The 17,597-nt window shown below is 51.8% G+C and carries 15 protein-coding genes; 4 read left to right on the top strand and 11 right to left on the bottom strand.

Annotated features, from left to right (window positions below):
• Positions 1–5: 5 nt before the first annotated feature.
• Entirely contained in the window at positions 6–947 is a 942-nt protein-coding gene (locus J4377_RS08460; RefSeq protein ID WP_038483988.1) for an MlaD family protein, read from the top strand.
• On the top strand, positions 944–1,564 hold the full coding sequence (locus J4377_RS08455) for an ABC-type transport auxiliary lipoprotein family protein (RefSeq protein WP_253487892.1): 621 nt from the start codon (positions 944–946) through the stop codon (positions 1,562–1,564). The genes J4377_RS08460 and J4377_RS08455 overlap by 4 nt, the downstream gene beginning before the upstream one ends.
• Here the strand turns inward: J4377_RS08455 and J4377_RS08450 are convergent.
• The 10 genes from J4377_RS08450 to J4377_RS08405 all read right to left on the bottom strand — a co-directional run bounded on the left by J4377_RS08450 (position 1,538) and on the right by J4377_RS08405 (position 14,152).
• Positions 1,538–3,403 carry a protein kinase gene (locus tag J4377_RS08450; RefSeq protein ID WP_095602874.1) on the bottom strand — a complete coding sequence of 622 codons (1,866 nt, stop codon included), beginning with the start codon at positions 3,401–3,403 and terminating at the stop codon, positions 1,538–1,540. The genes J4377_RS08455 and J4377_RS08450 overlap by 27 nt on opposite strands.
• 63 nt (positions 3,404–3,466) lie before the next feature.
• Positions 3,467–4,723, bottom strand: coding sequence for a 2-oxo acid dehydrogenase subunit E2 (locus J4377_RS08445; protein WP_038483980.1), 1,257 nt, complete (start codon positions 4,721–4,723; stop codon positions 3,467–3,469).
• 17 nt (positions 4,724–4,740) lie between these two features.
• Positions 4,741–5,718, bottom strand: coding sequence for an alpha-ketoacid dehydrogenase subunit beta (locus tag J4377_RS08440; RefSeq protein WP_038483977.1), 978 nt, complete (start codon positions 5,716–5,718; stop codon positions 4,741–4,743).
• Position 5,719: 1 nt separating this feature from the next.
• Positions 5,720–6,922, bottom strand: coding sequence for a thiamine pyrophosphate-dependent dehydrogenase E1 component subunit alpha (locus tag J4377_RS08435; RefSeq protein ID WP_253487890.1), 1,203 nt, complete (start codon positions 6,920–6,922; stop codon positions 5,720–5,722).
• Between the two features lie 163 nt (positions 6,923–7,085).
• On the bottom strand, positions 7,086–7,862 hold the full coding sequence (locus tag J4377_RS08430) for an ABC transporter permease (protein ID WP_253487888.1): 777 nt from the start codon (positions 7,860–7,862) through the stop codon (positions 7,086–7,088).
• Positions 7,852–8,817, bottom strand: coding sequence for an ABC transporter ATP-binding protein (locus J4377_RS08425; protein WP_038483971.1), 966 nt, complete (start codon positions 8,815–8,817; stop codon positions 7,852–7,854). Before J4377_RS08425 ends, J4377_RS08430 begins: the two co-directional genes overlap by 11 nt.
• Positions 8,814–10,007: an ABC transporter permease gene (locus J4377_RS08420; RefSeq protein ID WP_253487886.1), complete on the bottom strand. Its 1,194-nt coding sequence runs from the start codon at positions 10,005–10,007 to the stop codon at positions 8,814–8,816. Before J4377_RS08420 ends, J4377_RS08425 begins: the two co-directional genes overlap by 4 nt.
• 3 nt (positions 10,008–10,010) lie before the next feature.
• Positions 10,011–10,919, bottom strand: a complete 909-nt coding sequence (locus tag J4377_RS08415; RefSeq protein WP_253487884.1) for an ABC transporter substrate-binding protein — start codon at positions 10,917–10,919, stop codon at positions 10,011–10,013.
• A gap of 150 nt (positions 10,920–11,069) precedes the next feature.
• Positions 11,070–12,461 (bottom strand): cysteine--tRNA ligase, encoded by a 1,392-nt coding sequence (cysS, locus tag J4377_RS08410; RefSeq protein ID WP_253487882.1) that lies wholly within the window; start codon positions 12,459–12,461, stop codon positions 11,070–11,072.
• An 11-nt stretch (positions 12,462–12,472) separates the two neighbouring features.
• Positions 12,473–14,152 carry a glutamine--tRNA ligase/YqeY domain fusion protein gene (locus J4377_RS08405; RefSeq protein WP_253487880.1) on the bottom strand — a complete coding sequence of 560 codons (1,680 nt, stop codon included), beginning with the start codon at positions 14,150–14,152 and terminating at the stop codon, positions 12,473–12,475.
• A gap of 156 nt (positions 14,153–14,308) precedes the next feature.
• Between J4377_RS08405 and J4377_RS08400 the strand changes: the two genes are divergently transcribed.
• Positions 14,309–14,809: a peptidylprolyl isomerase gene (locus J4377_RS08400; RefSeq protein ID WP_038483952.1), complete on the top strand. Its 501-nt coding sequence runs from the start codon at positions 14,309–14,311 to the stop codon at positions 14,807–14,809.
• A 13-nt stretch (positions 14,810–14,822) separates the two neighbouring features.
• A complete protein-coding gene (locus tag J4377_RS08395) occupies positions 14,823–15,593 on the top strand; it encodes a UDP-2,3-diacylglucosamine diphosphatase (protein WP_253487878.1) in 771 nt (256 codons plus the stop codon).
• A 91-nt stretch (positions 15,594–15,684) separates the two neighbouring features.
• Here J4377_RS08395 and J4377_RS08390 read toward each other — a convergent pair whose 3' ends face one another.
• Positions 15,685–17,502, bottom strand: coding sequence for a SurA N-terminal domain-containing protein (locus J4377_RS08390; RefSeq protein WP_193059785.1), 1,818 nt, complete (start codon positions 17,500–17,502; stop codon positions 15,685–15,687).
• Positions 17,503–17,597: the final 95 nt, after the last annotated feature.

Raw genomic sequence — 17,597 nt, 5'->3', positions numbered from 1 at the left:
TGCACATGGAAACCCGCGCGCATCACGTTTTGATAGGTTTGTTCACACTGGGAACCGCCGTCGCAGCACTGCTGTTTGCGCTATGGATGAGCTATGCCGCCGGAGAGCGTAACTATCAACCTTACCGGATTCTGTTTGAGCGCAGTGTTAGTGGTTTATCAATTGGCAGTAAGGTGCAGTACAACGGCATTGAAGTTGGCGATGTTACCGAGCTGACACTGAACCCTGACGACCCACGCCAAGTTATTGCTAGTGTGCGAGTCTATGAAGACACCCCCGTCAAAACAGATACTCGAGCAAAGTTAGCCTTTGCCAGCATTACCGGCAGCATGTCGGTTCAGCTGTACGGAGGCACCCCAGAAAGCCCCCGCCTAGTAAACCAAACGGACAGTATGGCACCGTTTATCAACGCAGACCCTTCACCGATTGCCACGCTATTTGATGAAGGCGAAACAATGATTCAAAACATTAATTCTATTCTGATAAACGTTAATGAACTATTTAATGACGGCAATCGTGAACAAGCCGGCACTATTTTGACGAGTATTGCGCAGATCACAGAGATGATCGCCTCACAACAAACAGCGCTTGATCAAAATATGGCACTGTTCGGCGAAGTATCACGCCAAGCCACAGCGACCCTTGAAAGCATCGATACGCTTAGCCTCGAGGCGACACAGCTATTGCGACAAGATGGTCAGCAAATGATGCGAAGCGCTGAAAGCGCCAGTCGTGATGTGGCCAGCGCCGCGCAACGAATTGAACAGCTCGTTAACGACAATGCCGATGCTGTCGATAGTACGCTGCAGGGGGCACAAGACATTGCTCCCGCACTTTCAGCCCTACGTTCTACACTAACTAATCTTGATCGTATTACTCGCCAGCTTGAAGAGAGTCCCGCAGACTTTTTCCTGGGCCGGGATCAGGTAGAGGAGTTTCGTCCATGAGCTTGCGCTCTACGTTTAGCATCGTCACATTAGCGGCGCTTGTATTAAGCGCCGGTTGTTCAATACTGCCCGAAAGTAATCCCGCAACGCTCTATCGGCTGCCATCGTCTGCCACGCAGTCTGAACACATGGCTGCCACCCTCCCCGTAAGACTAGGCATTGCTACCCCGGGGGCAGGCCACTTGCTGAACAGCAATCGTATTGTGGTATACCCAGAAGGCAATGTAGTCAATGTCTATGAGGGGGTACGCTGGCATGAGGACGCCCCAGAAATGCTTCAAGCGCGCTTAATTTCTGATCTGCAGCAGCGCCAGCTATTCACTGGCGTAAGTAGCGACCGATTGCCTCACGATATACTGCTACTGAGCGAACTGCGCCATTTCCAAAGTGAGTACGACACTTCCCCACCCAGTATTCATCTTCAATTAGATGTCCAGCTTGTGAATACACAACACCGAAAACCACTGGCTGCGACTAGTTTTGTTATCCGCACCCGCGCGGATAGTCCAGAGATTCCGGACGTCGTGAATGCGTTTGGCGCGGCTAGCGATGCGCTAGCGGAGCAGCTTTCAGCATGGGTTGCGGCGCAATCAAGCAGTCTGAGAACCGCCGATTGACGGCGTCTTTCTTAAAAAATCACGCGGGTCTTTAGGATAAAAATGTTCAGGCTGGCACTCTAAATGGGTAAAAAATCGCGTGTCTTTGTAAGGCATTTTCATAAAGCCGGACACGCCTAACCCCTCGATCTGGCTTACAGACGCCAACATCTGCGCCAGCAAAGCCCGAAACTCGGCCTCCCGGCTAGGGTCCAGAAGCCGATAATAGCTATGAATTTTAAGATGCTTTGGTAGTGACTCAAAGATAATCATGCCGGTGTGATGAATCTCATTCAGCCGTTGCAGTATGTGCATAATGGTGTCCGGTAGGACAAGTAGCTCTTCTGGATCAGGGCCGTCTTCAAAGTAGCTATGCTGGCGAGTGAGGTCTTCCATTTCTGGAACCGCGCTCAGCTCGTAGTCAATCGTGGTGCCAGGATCACAATGAAAAGGCTCTTCCGCACTCGCGCGCTCTAAATGCAGCGTTTGGCGGGCATTAAACAAGCAGCTTTTAAACACCCCTTGGCGATGGATGGCTCGCGCCAAGTGCACCATATTGTTGACGGCTTGAATAAACGCTGGCTTTAACGCGGGATCGTGTAGGTTAAGTGAGGAGTCTATATAGACGCCCTCTCGCTCCCAGCGTACTGCTAAACCACCGACAACCGGGTATTTTCCTAAGCGACTCACCGAGGCCAAAAACGCCTTTTCGGTTTCCCCCATGCCCTGCATAAATTGCTTGTAATAGCGGTCTAACTGCACATCATTGACATCATTAAGTGTCTCTTCCGCGTTCGCTTCGCGCAGAAATGCCTTCCGAGAGCTGTAAACGACCGTATCAATCTCTTGGTGCGCCGCACGGCCCCAGACAGGCACTAGCGGTGTTTGTATTGGCGTGGGCAAATCTAACATCACCACTTTGGCCATGCGGGACATCGCCTGTAAATAGTGATCCCCTGCTTTATGGCGTATGTGGGGGTCGGGATCCAGCATACCGTCCAAGGTGCGGGCAAACTCCAAGGGTAGCCCCAGCGAGCTAGCGGGAATGGCACGATGACCAAAGCGGCAAGATTGCGCAGAAGCTAATGCATATAGCGTTCCTGCGGCCCCTTGCTCATCGAAACGGGGCGATGATAGCGCTCCATTTAGCTGCTCTTCACCAATAAAGTAGACATCGCCCAGCCGGGCGTTGGTTTGCTGCAGATTGTCGGACATTAATTCCATCACGTTTGCCCCGACAAATTGGAGCTTTTCGTCTAACTGGGCAAATACGGACGATCCCCAGTCAATCAACGCAATGGACTCGGTATCTGGATCAAATACCAAATTTGACGGTTTGATGTCGCCATGCACAACGGGACGTGCATTGGGCCCCGTTTCGCGGCGCAGTGCAGAAAGAATATCGGCCAACTGGTCGGCAATGCGCACCACTAACCGCGGAGAGAGACGGCCTTCTTTCAGTGACACCTGTTCAAGGTTCCAACCAGGCGCACGCTCCATCACCAGAATGGACTGGCCTCGGGAGCGTTGGTAAGCCACAAGCTTTGGTATGCGGGGATGGGAAACCTGATCAAGCATAAACGCCTCTTCTTCAAGGCGTTCTTGTAAATGAGTCGGTAGCGTAATACGTGAGAATTTAAACACGTAGTGGGCAGGCACATCTTGGTGTTGCGCGCTGCCCGCAAATACAAAGCCATAGGCACCTTTACCCACCAGCTCAATCCCCGTGTAGCCCAGCTGGGCGAGCTGTGCCTGACACAGTGCTACCCAGTCTTTAAGCTTACGAGCATCGTGATGGCTGAGTAGATATACCGACTGCTCTTCCGGTATATAAAACTGCTGGAGCGGTGCCTGAGACATTTCTCATTCCTTGCTAACCAACTTCTGGCTATTTAACCTCTTGCTATTCAATGTCTAGCAACCTTAGCCCAAGTGCAGCAGCATGGTTTCAGGCGCTTCCAAATAGCCTTTCCAAGCATTGCAGAACCTAGCGATAGTACCACCATCAATAAAGCGGTGATCGCCTGCCCAGGTGATGGTCATAATGGCTCGCCGCTGAACTTCTCCTTGCTCATCGAAGCGCGGTAACCATTGGGTTTTACCAATCGCCACTATCGCCGCTTCCGGCGCATTGATAATCGGCGCTGCATACGTTCCACCCAACGCACCAATGTTAGAGATACTGATGGTGCCACCTTTAAGATCAGCCTGATCGACACGCCCTTCGCGCGCCGCTATGGTTAATCGCCCTACTTCACGGGCAATGTCTAGTAACGTTAGACGCTCAACACCTTTCACATTGGGCACCAGCAAACCGGCTTTGCTATCCACCGCCATGCCGATATTGCACTGTTCGTAGTAGTGCAGCTCGTTGGCTTCCGCGTTTAGCTGGGCATTGATGATCGGCGCCTCAGTAACCGCTAGCCCCATGGCTTTCATGAAAAAGGGCATAAGTGTTAGCCGCTCACCAAGCGCCTCGACCCGTGGCTTTAGACGCTCGCGCAGCGCCAGCAGATCGGTCACATCGATCTCTTCGCCATAGTGGAAATGCGGGATGGAGCTGGCTGCCTCAACCATTCTTTTCGCCATCACCGCGCGCACACCGCGAAGCGGTTCGACGCGAGGCAACTGTGCTCCTTGGGTGACTTGCGATGGTGCTTGGCTAGGATCAGCAGAAGGTTGATTCAGGTGCGCCAGCACGTCTTCTTTTAATACCCGGCCATCTTTACCACTGCCAGCAATGGCAGTTAACTCAAGTTGATGTTCACGAACAAGACGTCGCACGGCTGGGCTGGCAGGTATTTTGCCGCTGCTGGTACTAAGGCTGCAGGTACTGGATGCCACAGCGGCTTGCTCAACCGCCTTGGCTGAGCCACTGTCAGCGTCAGCTACAGGTGATTGAGGCTCGTTAGCCTGTTCCGTCGCGCCCGCTTCTTGGGTGTCATTTTCTGCTTGGTAGGCATAAAGCGGTGCGTGTACTTTGGCAATTTTGCCTTGGGCAACATAAAGTTTGGTGACCACGCCTGCTTCGGGAGCGGTAATTTCCACTAGCGCTTTATCAGTCATCACCTCGACAATCGGCTGATCTTCCTCAATCCGATCACCCTCCGCAACGCGCCACTCCACCACTTCACATTCAACAATGCCTTCGCCGATATCCGGCAGCATGAAATCGCTCATTATTTTTCTCCCTAGCGCTAAAAGTTAACGCTTTCGCGAATCGCTTCAAAAATTTTCAGATGGTCGGGTAAATACTCTTTTTCCAGCACTAGCGGGAAAGGTGTATCTAGCCCCGTTACCCGAGTAATCGGCGATTCAAGATAGAGAAAACAGCGCTCTTGGATCGTCGCGGCGATTTCACCCGCAAAGCCACCTGTTAACGGCGCTTCATGGCTAACGATCAAACGTCCTGTTTTTAGAACAGACTCAACGACAGTATCCGCGTCCCATGGCAGCAACGTGCGCAAATCAATCACTTCACAGGCAATGCCCTGCTCTTCAGCAAGTTCAACGGCTTTGCCGATGACTTCCATTTGTGCGCCCCAGCCCACCAGCGTTATATCAGTCCCCTCTTTAATGACCTCCGCTTCACCAATAGGAAGCTGATAATCCTCTTGGGGCACCTCACCCACCGACGCACGATAGAGACGCTTGGGTTCTAAAAAAAGCACCGGATCTGGATCGCGAATGGAAGCGAGCAGTAGCCCTTTTGCTTGGTAGGGATTGCGCGGCACAACGACTTTTAAACCGGGCGTATGTGTAAAGTAAGCTTCTGGTGACTGCGAATGATAGAGCCCCCCCGCGATACCACCGCCATAGGGCGTGCGGATGGTTAATCCACCCACATTGAATAAATCCCCCGAACGGTAGCGGAATTTCGCAGATTCATTAACGATTTGGTCAAAAGCGGGAAAGATGTAGTCGGCAAACTGTATTTCAGCAACGGGCACTGAGCCTTGAGCAGCCAGCCCATTAGCAAAACCAATGATGCCTTGTTCTACCAACGGCGTGTTAAAGCAGCGCGATTTACCATACTTTTCCTGTAAATGGCTGGTAGCACGGAATACGCCGCCAAAAACGCCAACATCTTCACCAAAACAGATAACTTTGCCATCTTCAGCCATGGCGATATCAAGCGCATTGTTGATCGCCTGGAGCATGTTCATTGTGGGCATGTTATGCCTCCCCCTGGGAATCTGTGGACGTATTCACCTCAAGGTCTAGCGACCGCGCTCCACGCGGGTAGGCCTCTGGATAGCGGCGAATATGGCGCTTAAGCTGGTCAAATTGACGCTGTAACTCAGGGGTTATGTCGGCATAGACATCAGTAATCAGCGACTCCAGCGGTGGGGGTGAACGCTTTTCTGCCCGTTTCATGGTATCTAGAACTTCGCGGCGCAACGTTTCCTGCTGGCTGGTTTCCTCCTCCTCGCTCCACCAGCCTTTTTTCAACAGCCATTTCTGCATGCGCAGTATGGGGTCTTTTAACCGCCACGCTTCTTCTTCACTTTTGGCACGATAGCCGGAAGGGTCATCCGAAGAGGAGTGAGCAGCAAGACGGTAAGACATGGCTTCAATCAGCACGGGCTTGTTTTGTTCAACAGCAATCTGACGCGCTTGGCGTGTCGCTTCATAAACTGCCAGTGCATCGTTCCCGTCAACGCGTATCACATGCATATGATAGCCAAACGCCCTGGGGGCAATGCCATCCGCTGCAAACTGCTCGGTTGATGGCGTCGAAATGGCATAGCCATTGTTGCGGCAGAAAAAAATCACCGGTACTTGATGGACTGATGCCATATTCAGCGCGGCGTGGAAATCACCTTCTGATGCAGCACCCTCACCGAAGAACGTTAAGGTGCAATGCCCATCACCCGCTAATTTCTGACCGTATGCGTAGCCTGTCGCCTGGGGGATTTGCGTTGCAAGCGGAGAAGAAATGGTCATGTAGTGCAGCTTGCGTGATCCATAATGAATCGGCATTTGGCGGCCTTTACCGTAGTCAAGCTCGTTGCCAAATAGCTGATTCATAAACTCATCAATGGAGAACCCGCGGTACATTAATGCGCCTTGCTCGCGGTATTGCGCCATGATCATATCGGCATCGTCTAGTGCAGCAGCAGCACCAACAACGGCGGCCTCTTCACCCGTGCTTTGCATATAGAAACTAAGCCGCCCCTGGCGTTGGGCAGCCATCATGCGCTCATCTAGGATACGGGTGGCCAGCATGGCTTGATAGAGCCGTCTGGCATGATCACGCGGTAGGTCTGGCTCTCTCGCCCCTTCGTAAAGCTCGCCCTCTGGGTCGAGCAGGCTGAAGGTAGCCATTGAGAATTCTTCGCCGGTCATAAAGAGCGGCTGATGTACGTAGTTTGTCATGCTTATTATCCTTGTATTACCCCTTTTGAGGGCAGTGTTGTTGGTGTTGACCGTTTTTGCCAGTGGATTTATCTAGCATAGGTCAAGCTTGTCGAGGTTAGTGTCACCTCGATCAACGCAACACAAGGACAGTAACGCAGTCTGCTACTTTTAGGGATACAACTTAAGACGCAGATAGACGAGTGCGCAGCTGTTGTTGCAACGCATCAAATAGACTATCGACGGTCAACGCGAGCAACGCGATCAACAGCGCACCTTGTAAAACATACGCCATATTGCCATTCACGATACCTGCTATGATCGGATCACCTAAGTTACTGGCGCCTACCGTCGCCCCTATAGCCGCTGTGGCAATATTAATGGTTACCGATGTTCGGATACCGGCCAGAATTACGGGTGTGGCTAATGGCAGCTCAACGCGAGTTAATACCTGCCAAGGGGTCATCCCCATGGCAAACGCCGCCTGTTTAAGACTCGCATCTACATCCTGCAGCCCAGCAAGCGTGTTTCGCACAATCGGTAATAAGCCATAGAGCATTAGCGCCACGATAATCGGCAATGTTCCAAAACCCAATACAGGAACCGCCAGGGCAAGCACTGCCACAGGAGGAAATGTCTGACCCAGTGAAGCCAACTGCCCAGCAAGGGGTAAGAAGTCTCGCCCCCACTGCCGAGTGACTGCAATGCCGGCCAATACGCCTACGCTTATCGTGACGACAGCCGCTACTCCAACAACGAACACGTGCCTTGCCAGCAGAGAAGCAAAATCAGCGCGGGCATAAATCACCTGACGGGCGTCTGGTTCCAGCCAACGAAATACAGGCTCTAACGCCGGGATACCCAATACCCCTACCAGCAGCAAGAGTGCCCAACCAATAGGCCATAGCCAGCGCGGGCCGACTGTAATCGATGATTCACCACGGTTACGATCACGCGTCACGGTGACTCACCTTGTCTAACTGGGCCTCTTTCACCACTTTGCGCAGCGATAACTCACCAATCGGCATATCATGCTGGTCGACAACCGTCAGCCTATCGCAGTGGTCTCGCAGCATCATTGAAAGCGCTTGGCGCAGTGAAAAATCACCCGGTATACGCGACTGGGCAGGCAGTGTCTGTCCAAGCGATGACATGTGATCTTTCACGCGTGTTAAGGCAGCCTGCTTTAAACCACGCTCCAACCCTCCCAATAGCGACTCAACAAACGGATCGGCGGGGGTTTGAAGCAGCGCTAGCGGTGACCCCTGCTGCACAATACGCCCTTCGCGCATAACGACTAAATGATCTGCCAGTTTGAGCGCTTCATCCATATCGTGAGTCACGAACACCACGGTTTTATGCAGCCGCGCCTGAAGCTTTGCCAGTTCGTCTTGAAGCTTTTCTCGCGTAATAGGGTCTAGCGCTCCAAAAGGCTCATCCATCAGCAAAATATCAGGATCTGCCGCCAATGCGCGCGCAACGCCTACCCGCTGCGCCTGGCCGCCAGAGAGCTGGTGAGGATACTTATGGGCAAACTCTTCCATGGGAAGGCCTAACAGACGCATTAACTCTTCGACCCGTGCTTTAACATCAGCGGCAGGCCATTTTAGCAAACGCGGTACCAGCCCAATGTTGCGCGCTACCGTCCAATGGGGAAACAGGCCAGTACTCTGGATCGCATAGCCGATACGCCGGCGAAGCTTAACCGGATCATAGTGGCCTATTGCCTGTCCGTCGATGATAATGTCGCCGCTACTATGCTCAATCAAACGATTTATCATACGTAGCGTCGTCGATTTTCCGCAGCCTGATGACCCTACCAGCGCACAGAACTTTCCTTTCGCGACGTGTAAGGATATGTCGTCTACCGCTGTGTCTTCGCCAAAGTGCTTCGACACATGGGAAAGCTCTATCATTTATGTCCTCCGGGGCGAAGCGCGTCGGCTAATGCCCCCAAACTAGCATCTACAATTAGTGCCAAGACTAAAATAGGCAGCGCGCCAAGTAACACCATGTCCATAGCCGCTTGGCCCAATCCCTGAAAAATAAACGTGCCAAACCCACCTGCCCCAATCAACGCAGCAACGGCCGTTAATCCAATAGCTTGAACAGCGGTGATTCGCACACCTTCTAATAGTATTGGCAGCGCCAAAGGAAATCTTACCTGCCAGAAGCGCTGATACGGTCGCATCCCCATCGCCTTAGCAGCATCTAAGGTTTCAGGGTCGACTTCATCAAGCGCAATATAAGTATTGCGCACCATGGGTAACAGGCTATAAGCAATGAGCGCAATCAATGCGGGTGTGGCGCCAATACCGCTAACACCTAACTGGGCTAAAAAAGGCACGTTAGCAGCTAGCCAAGCAAGCGGAGCCAGCAGCAGCCCAAACAGAGCTAAGCTCGGAATCGTTTGCAGGAAGTTCAACCATGCAAACGCTATGCGTTGTAGACGTTGGTAACGCCGCATTAGCATAGCGAGAACCAAACCGACCACCACACTAACGCTCACCGCTATGCCGACCAGTACTACATGTTGCAGCATGGCACGATAAAATTGCTGGTCGCGCGCTTGAAACTCCTGAACAAGGGCTAAATTTTCAAGCCATAAGGCGGCACAAAGCAGCCACGCCCCCCCCACGCTGCTGAGCAATAGGGTGGTCCATAAACGTGACAACCCCAAACGTAAACGCACTTCAACTAGGCACAATAAAAGCAAAAAAAGCACGACCCAATAGGCAGCACCAATACCTAAACGCGCTTGCGGCAGAGTGGGATCAATCAGCCAGTGGCCTGCTACCATAAGCCCGAATGGCATCAATAAGAGTGTCAGGGTAACGATACACAGTTGAGCGTAGCAATGAAGGCGGCTTGGCCTAATAGCCAAGCCGCCCATAGCGATAAATAGCAAGGAAACAAGCAGCGCACCGGGCCACCCAATCGCATGTAATAAGCCATAAGATGTACCCGCTACAATTCTATTAGGCGCGACGCTAACAAGACCCAGTAGCCAAGAGGCCCCTAACATAGCGGCACTTAAACATATCAGTACTGAGTTTAAATGCCCATATTGACGGGGTGGCGATGGCAAGGCGTCTATCTGCGACATTCATTAGTCATCCAGGCTATCAAGATAGTCGCTTGCGACTTGATCAGGAGAGAAACCATTCACCGCTACATCAGCGTTCAGCGTTTGCAACGTCACAAGGTCAAGCGTTGCAAATACGTCGTTGAGTAGCGTCTCAATTTCAGGGTAGGCATCCAGCACTTCGGCACGCACCACTGGCGACGGCTGATATACCGGCTGAACCCCCTTAATATCTTCTAAAACAACCAGTCCCAGCGCACTTAAACCACCATCGGTGCCATAGGTCATGGCACCATTAACACCGCTTGTTTGTTGGGCAGCGGCTCGCATAGTAGCCGCCGTATTACCACCGGACAGTACAAGCAGTTGATCATCGCCAAGTTCAAAACCATAAGCATCCTGAAATGCAGGCAATGCCTGAGCGGACTCTACAAATTCTGCACTCGCTGCGAATTTAAACTCGCCGCCTTCGTTAACATAGTCGGCAAGGTCATCAAGGGTCGTTAAGCCGTTGGCCGTCGCCACGTCTTCACGAATACTCATGGCCCAGGTGTTATTAGCGCTAGCAGGCTTCAGCCATATTAGCCCCTGCGCCGCATCGCGCTCTTTAACAGTCTGGTAGGCATCCTCTGTACTATTCCAGACAGGGCTGTCAGTCATATCAAAGAAAAAAGCGCCGTTACCGGTATATTCGGGATAAAGGTCGATTTCTCCCGCTTCAAGTGCACTACGCACAACGCTGGTGCCACCTAGCTGTAGGCGATCTTCTGTAGGCACACCGCCACGCTCTAGCGTTTGAATAATCAGCTCACCCAGCACGGACCCTTCTGTGTCGATTTTGGAGGACACGACAACAGGGTCGCTGGCGTAAGCAGTCGAAAAAGTAATGGCTGATAAGCAAGCGACGATGGTCGGTTTTAGAGTAAAGCGCATAGTGGTCATCCTATTATTTAGCGTCTTGAAGGTATCATCTCAGTATAAGAGCCAACGACATTGACGTCAGACGCCATATCAACGGCGCCTGACATCTACAACGTTTCTATTCAATGCCCTCACTGCCATCACGCTCAACATCGATAACGCTTAAGGCGCTTCAATCACCCAGGTTGTTCCCTCACGGGAATCCTTCAGGATAATACCCAAACTCGCTAGTTCATCTCGAATAGCATCTGCCTGAGCAAAATCTTTATTGGCTTTTGCTTCTTTACGCTGTGCTATTTTGGCCTCAATCTCAGTCTCACTCAGCGCTACCTGCTGCTGATTACCTTTCAAAAAAGTCTGAGGATCTTGCTGCAAAAGCCCTAGCACACCCGCTAGACGTGTTAATTCCGATGCTAAACGCTGCGCTTTTTCTGGCGACTCGCTCTTAGCGCGATTGAGATCCCGCGCCAGATCGAATAATACCGCTAACGCCTCAGGCGAATTGAAGTCGTCATCCATCGCCGTGGTGAAACGCTCAGCATAGCCTGCCTCATCACCGTCACCGCTAGATGACACTTCCATACCCTCTAATGCTGTGTAAAAGCGCGTCAGCGATTTGCGAGCCTCATGGAGAGAGTCTACCGAGTAGTTAATTGGGCTACGGTAGTGGCTAGCCACTAGCAAGAAACGCACGACTTCCGGATCATGCTCTGCCAGCACATCGCGGATGGTAAAAAAGTTACCCAGCGATTTTGACATCTTCTCCTGGTTAACCCGCACAGCCCCGGCATGCATCCAGGTGTTGACGTAGGTTTTACCAGTCGCTGCCTCTGATTGGGCAATTTCGTTTTCATGATGAGGAAACGTAAGGTCAGGACCACCACCATGAATATCGAAAGTGTCGCCTAAGCAGCACGTCGACATTGCTGAGCACTCAATGTGCCATCCTGGGCGGCCATTGCCCCAAGGAGAGTGCCAGTGTGCTTCGCCCGGTTTAGCGGCTTTCCAAAGCACAAAATCAAGCGGGTCCTCTTTATGAACATCAACCTCAACCCGAGCACCAGAACGCATATCATCAAGTTGACGATTATTTAGCTTGCCGTAATCAGCGAACTTGCGTACCCGGTAATACACATCCCCATTGGCAGCAGCATAAGCAAAGTCTTTCTTAATCAGCGTCTCAATCATGGCAACAATGTCATCGATATGACCTGTCGCCCGAGGCTCATGGCTTGGGGGCAATACACCAAGACGTGCTTCGTCTTCGTGCATTGCCTGAATCATGCGCTCGGTGAGTGTGCTAATCGATTCGTTATTCTCTTCGGCACGCTTGAGAATTTTATCGTCAATGTCGGTGATGTTACGGACATAAGTAACATCATAACCGCGATAACGCAGGTAGCGGGTTATCACATCGAAGGCCACCATGACCCGCGCGTGGCCAAGGTGGCAGTAGTCATACACCGTCATGCCGCAGACATACATGCTGACTTTACCCGCCACCAGCGGGGTAAACGGTTCTTTGCGGCGTGTCAGCGTATTATAAATGTGCATATGACGATTCCTTAGCCCTTCTGTTTGATTTTCGCCCAGCTATCTTTCAACCCAACGGTACGATTAAACACCAGCTGCCCTGGCTTGGAAGCATGACGGTCAGCGCAGAAATAGCCCACCCGCTCAAACTGGAAGCGATCTTCTGGAACAGCATCCGCCAAACTGGGCTCGCCAATGGCGTGGCACACCGCCAAGGAGTCGGGGTTCAGGTGTTCGAGGAAGTCGACATCTTTGTCACGATCCGGCTGTTCAACCGTGAACAAATTGTCATACAAGCGCACTTCCATCGGTACACCATGGGCGGCACTCACCCAGTGAATCACGCCTTTCACCTTGCGGCCTTCAGGATTTTTGCCCAGCGTATCGAAATCCACCGAACAGTGCAGTTCCGTCACGTCACCGGCTTCGTTCTTTACAACGTCATCACAACGAATCACGTAGCTGTTACGCAGGCGGACTTCTTTGCCGGGCGCTAAACGGAAAAACTTTTTGGGCGCGTCTTCCATGAAGTCGTCTTGGTCAATATACAGCTCGCGACTAAACGGCACCTTACGCACAGCCATATCTTCTCGCGCAGGGTGCCCGGGCACGTCATACACTTCTTCATGGTCTTCAGGAACGTTGGTCAGTACTACCTTAAGGGGTTTCAATACGCACATTGCCCGCGGCGCATTGTCCTCAAGGTCAGAGCGAATCGCATGCGTTAGCATGGCAATATCCACCAAGCCGCCATCGGCGCGCGTAACACCAATCATCTCACAGAACTTGCGAATGGATGCCGGCGTATAGCCGCGACGACGCATACCTGAAATAGTTGGCATACGCGGATCGTCCCAGCCATCGACAATCTGCTCGTCAACCAGCAGTTTCAGCTTGCGCTTCGAAGTGAGAGTGTAATCCAAATTAAGTCGAGCAAACTCGATTTGGCGCGGTTTGGCGGGAACCGGCAAGTTATTCAAAAACCATTCGTAAAGCGGGCGATGGTCTTCAAACTCTAGCGTACAGATTGAATGGGTAATGCCTTCGATGGCGTCAGACTGGCCATGGGTAAAATCGTACGACGGATAGATTTTCCACTTGTCACCTGTTTGATGGTGGCTAGCATGGCGAATACGGTAAAGGATCGGGTCGCGAAGATTGATATTGGGCGACGCCATATCAATTTTTGCACGCAGTACTTTTTCGCCTTCGCCAAACTCGCCGTTACGCATGCGTTCCAGCAAATCTAGGTTTTCGTCAACGCTGCGCTCGCGGTAAGGACTTGGCTTACCCGGTGCCGTGAGTGTGCCACGGTATTCGCGAATTTCATCTGGAGAAAGATCATCAACGTAAGCTTTGCCCTCGCGAATAAGATGTTGTGCCCACGCATAAAGCTGGTCGAAATAATCAGAAGCAAAGCGAACTGGGCCTGCCCAGTTAAAGCCTAACCAGCTGACGTCCTCTTTGATAGCGTCGATATACGCCTGTTCTTCCTTCGCGGGGTTGGTGTCGTCAAAACGCAGATGACACTCACCACCTAGCTGCTCTGCCAACCCGAAATTTAAACAGATCGACTTTGCATGACCGATATGCAAAAAGCCATTAGGTTCGGGAGGAAAGCGCGTCACGATTTTGGTGACCTGGCCGCCCTCTATTTCGTCGCGTACTTGGTTGCGAATGAAGTTCGGCGCTGGGGTGGTCTCGTTGGTCATGGTGGTGTTGATAACCTCATGGTGGATGGCGGGCTAGGCAACCAATGCCTAAGCTATTAGGGTTTGCGCTTCGCGGTGCCAAGCAAAACCGCTATTATAACGTGACGCCGATGCACAGCGCCAAGGCGAACGCCTTTATTGAACAGGAATTTATCTATGATCGTATTACAGACCAACCACGGTGACATCACTATTGCGCTTAATCATGAAAAAGCGCCAAAAACTGCCGCTAATTTTGAGCAATATGTCCGCGATGGTTTTTATGATGGCACTTTGTTCCACCGTGTTATCGATGGCTTTATGGTTCAGGGCGGTGGCTTCGATCAAGATTTTAACCAAAAGCCAACGCGTGATCCGATCGAGAACGAAGCCGACAATGGTTTACAAAACACGGTTGGCACACTGGCAATGGCACGCACTCAAGATCCCCACTCTGCCACAGCGCAGTTCTTTATCAACGTTGGTAACAATAGTTTCTTGAATCACAGTGGTAAAAGTCTTCAAGGTTGGGGCTATGCCGTGTTTGGCGAGGTTGTCGACGGCATGGACGTGGTAGACGCCATCCGCGGTGTCAGCACCACACGTCGTGGCATGCATGCTGATGTGCCCGCAGACGATGTCATCATTGAGCGCGCCTATGTAAAAGAAGCCGACTAATTACGGGAGTTCTATGCGCACTCTGCTGATAGCTGATATGCATCTAAGCAGTGATACCCCTGAGATTAATCAGGGGTTTTATCGTTACTTAGAGCACACCGCTACTGGGGCTGACGCCCTGTATATTCTAGGCGACCTGTTTGACGCCTGGATCGGAGATGATCTCCTTGACACACCACATCCTCTTAGCGACATTGCCTGGGAAGTGATCAGACGGTTACGCAAATTAAGCAGCAACGGAACCGCGATTTATTTCCTGCACGGCAATCGCGACTTTCTGATTGGCGAGCGCTTTATCAGTGAGTGCCAAGCCTCTCTGCTACCCGAAAGCCAAACGGTGGAACTCCAAGGGGTGCCTGTCGTTATTCTACATGGCGATAGTCTTTGCACTAAAGATGATGCTTACATGGCGTTCCGCCAACAGTCGAGAGATCCTCAGTGGCAAACGCAAATCCTATCCCTACCCCTTGATCAGCGGCTGGAGCTTGCCAAGAGTCTGCGTATGCAGTCGGGCGATGCCAACGCGGGTAAAGCGGAAGCGATCATGGACGTGACACACGAAGAAGTGGTGGCGCTGATGGCGCGCTCTGGTGTCACCACCATGATTCATGGTCACACCCATCGGCCAAAGGTACATGACCTGACGGTTGAGGACGTACCTGCAAAACGTTTTGTTCTTGGTGATTGGGATGTTCATCATGGCTGGGACATCGTCGTTGAACGCACGGCAGAGCATGACGCCATGCCTATTCTGCGCCAATTTACCTTAGCCAACCCACCCTAATACTTAACGTTGCACATCAGCAAAAAAACCATCAAAAAAGCCGGCCAAATCAATTTTTGGCCGGCTTTTTGGGTTAATAAAAACGCGTTAATTAACGCTCAATCTTCGCGTCACTACGCAGATCGTCTACCAAGCCCTGAATGATAGACTGGGCGCGGAGTTGTTCAGCCATTTGAGCTACAAAAGAAGTAAGCTGCTCGTCAACTTCGCCTACGGATACGCTATCCAACGCTATGATGGCAACGCCTTCCGGAAGTGACACAGAACGGTAAACGCTATCACCCTCCTGCGGACGCGGCATACGAAACACCTGTTGCACTACCGCCTGGGGAAGCACAGTGTCAGACTGGCGCGAGATATTGCTAGCCTCAAGCCAATCAATGTTGCTGGCCTCGCCCGCTTCCACCGCCTCGATCATACGAGCCGCTTCTTGCTCAAGTGCTTCTTGGCGTTGTTGAGCAACAACAGCGTTAGCGACTTCGTCACGCACATCGTCTAGCGTGAGTTGAGTCGTTTCGCGATGCTCCGCAACACGCAGCACAAGGCGACGATCATCATCCAGCTCGATCACTTCGCTGTTATAGCCTTCTTCTAGCACATCAGCACTAAAGGCCTCATCTAGCACCCCCGGCTCTGAAAGCACGCCCTCACCTTCACCGCGTGCTAACCAGTCAGTCTGGTTTAGCGTTAGACCGAGGTCATCCGCTACGCTTTGCAGATCATCGGCAGCAAAACTCTCATCAATTAAGCGCTGAACTTGCTGATTGAACTCATCATTGACTTCACGCAGAGCAACATCTTGCTGAAGTGCCTCACGCTGCTCTTCAAAGGCGGGTGCTACCAGCTCGGTTACCTGAAGGATATGAAATGCACCATCCATTTCCACCAGTTGAGATGTTTCACCTTCATCGAGAGCAAAAGCAGCTTCATCAAAGGCATCACCAAAGAAACCACGACTAATAACCCCTAAGTCGCCGCCTTCCTCAGCACTCGCTGTATCATCTGAATAACGCAGTGCCGTATCGGCGAAAGTTTCACCGCTGTTCAAGGCTTCTAAAGCCTCATTAGCGTGTGCTTGCGCTTCTTGGCGACTGCGCTCTTCGCCAAACGTCACCATAATATGAGAGACACGTCGATCGGCATTGCGATTCTGCTCACGCCACGCATCGCGCAAGCTCTGCTCGTTAACCTCAACGTTTTCCGCCATCGCTTGACGGTCAACTAACACATACTCAACGCGCACCTGCTCAGGACGCTCGAAACGTGCCTGGTTTGCATCGAAATATTCCTGCATTTGCGCTTCAGTAACATTCGCCTCTACGCTTACATCATCGGCATCTAATAAAACATAGCGAAAACTGCGCTGCTGGCGCTGCAATTCAGCTAAGCGTTCCTGCTCGCTTTCCAAGCTAAAGTCGCTAAACGCAAGGCCTTGCTGCAAGTGCTGGCGCTTGATATCGGCACGCAGCTCTTCACGAAACGCCACTGGGGTATATCCTGCACCAGCAAGACGGTTGCGGAATATTTCAGCCGAGAACCGACCATCTTGATCATGAAACTCTGGCAGACCAACAATCATTTGGTCTAGTTGGGCATCAGAGACGAACACACCACCGTCTTCAGCATATTGTGTTAGCAGTTGCTGAGTTATCAACTGGTCAAGGACATCATTACGAAGCGCCCGCTCTTGCTCTGGTGGCACCTGTCCAGAGCGAAGCGCACGTTGTACCTCAAGCTCAACCTGCTGACGCATGATTGGTTCGCCGTTAACGCTCGCCACTTCATTAGGGTCATCGCCAAAGACACTAAACAGCGACTCCACGCCAAAAAGCGCCATGGCAGCCACCATGACACCGATAATTATTTTGGCACCCCAGCTTCTGGAGCCATCTCGAATACTTTGCAGCATGCTAGCCTCAGATCATCACAGCTATCTATCGCCCTAACTATCGGGCCAGAAAAAAACATGGGCGCATCGCGAATGCGATGCGCCCATTAGCTTAC

This window comes from Halomonas sp. XH26 (genome assembly GCF_024138895.1).
Lineage (GTDB): Bacteria > Pseudomonadota > Gammaproteobacteria > Pseudomonadales > Halomonadaceae > Vreelandella > Vreelandella alkaliphila.
This window is presented reverse-complemented; position numbering and strand designations above follow the sequence as displayed.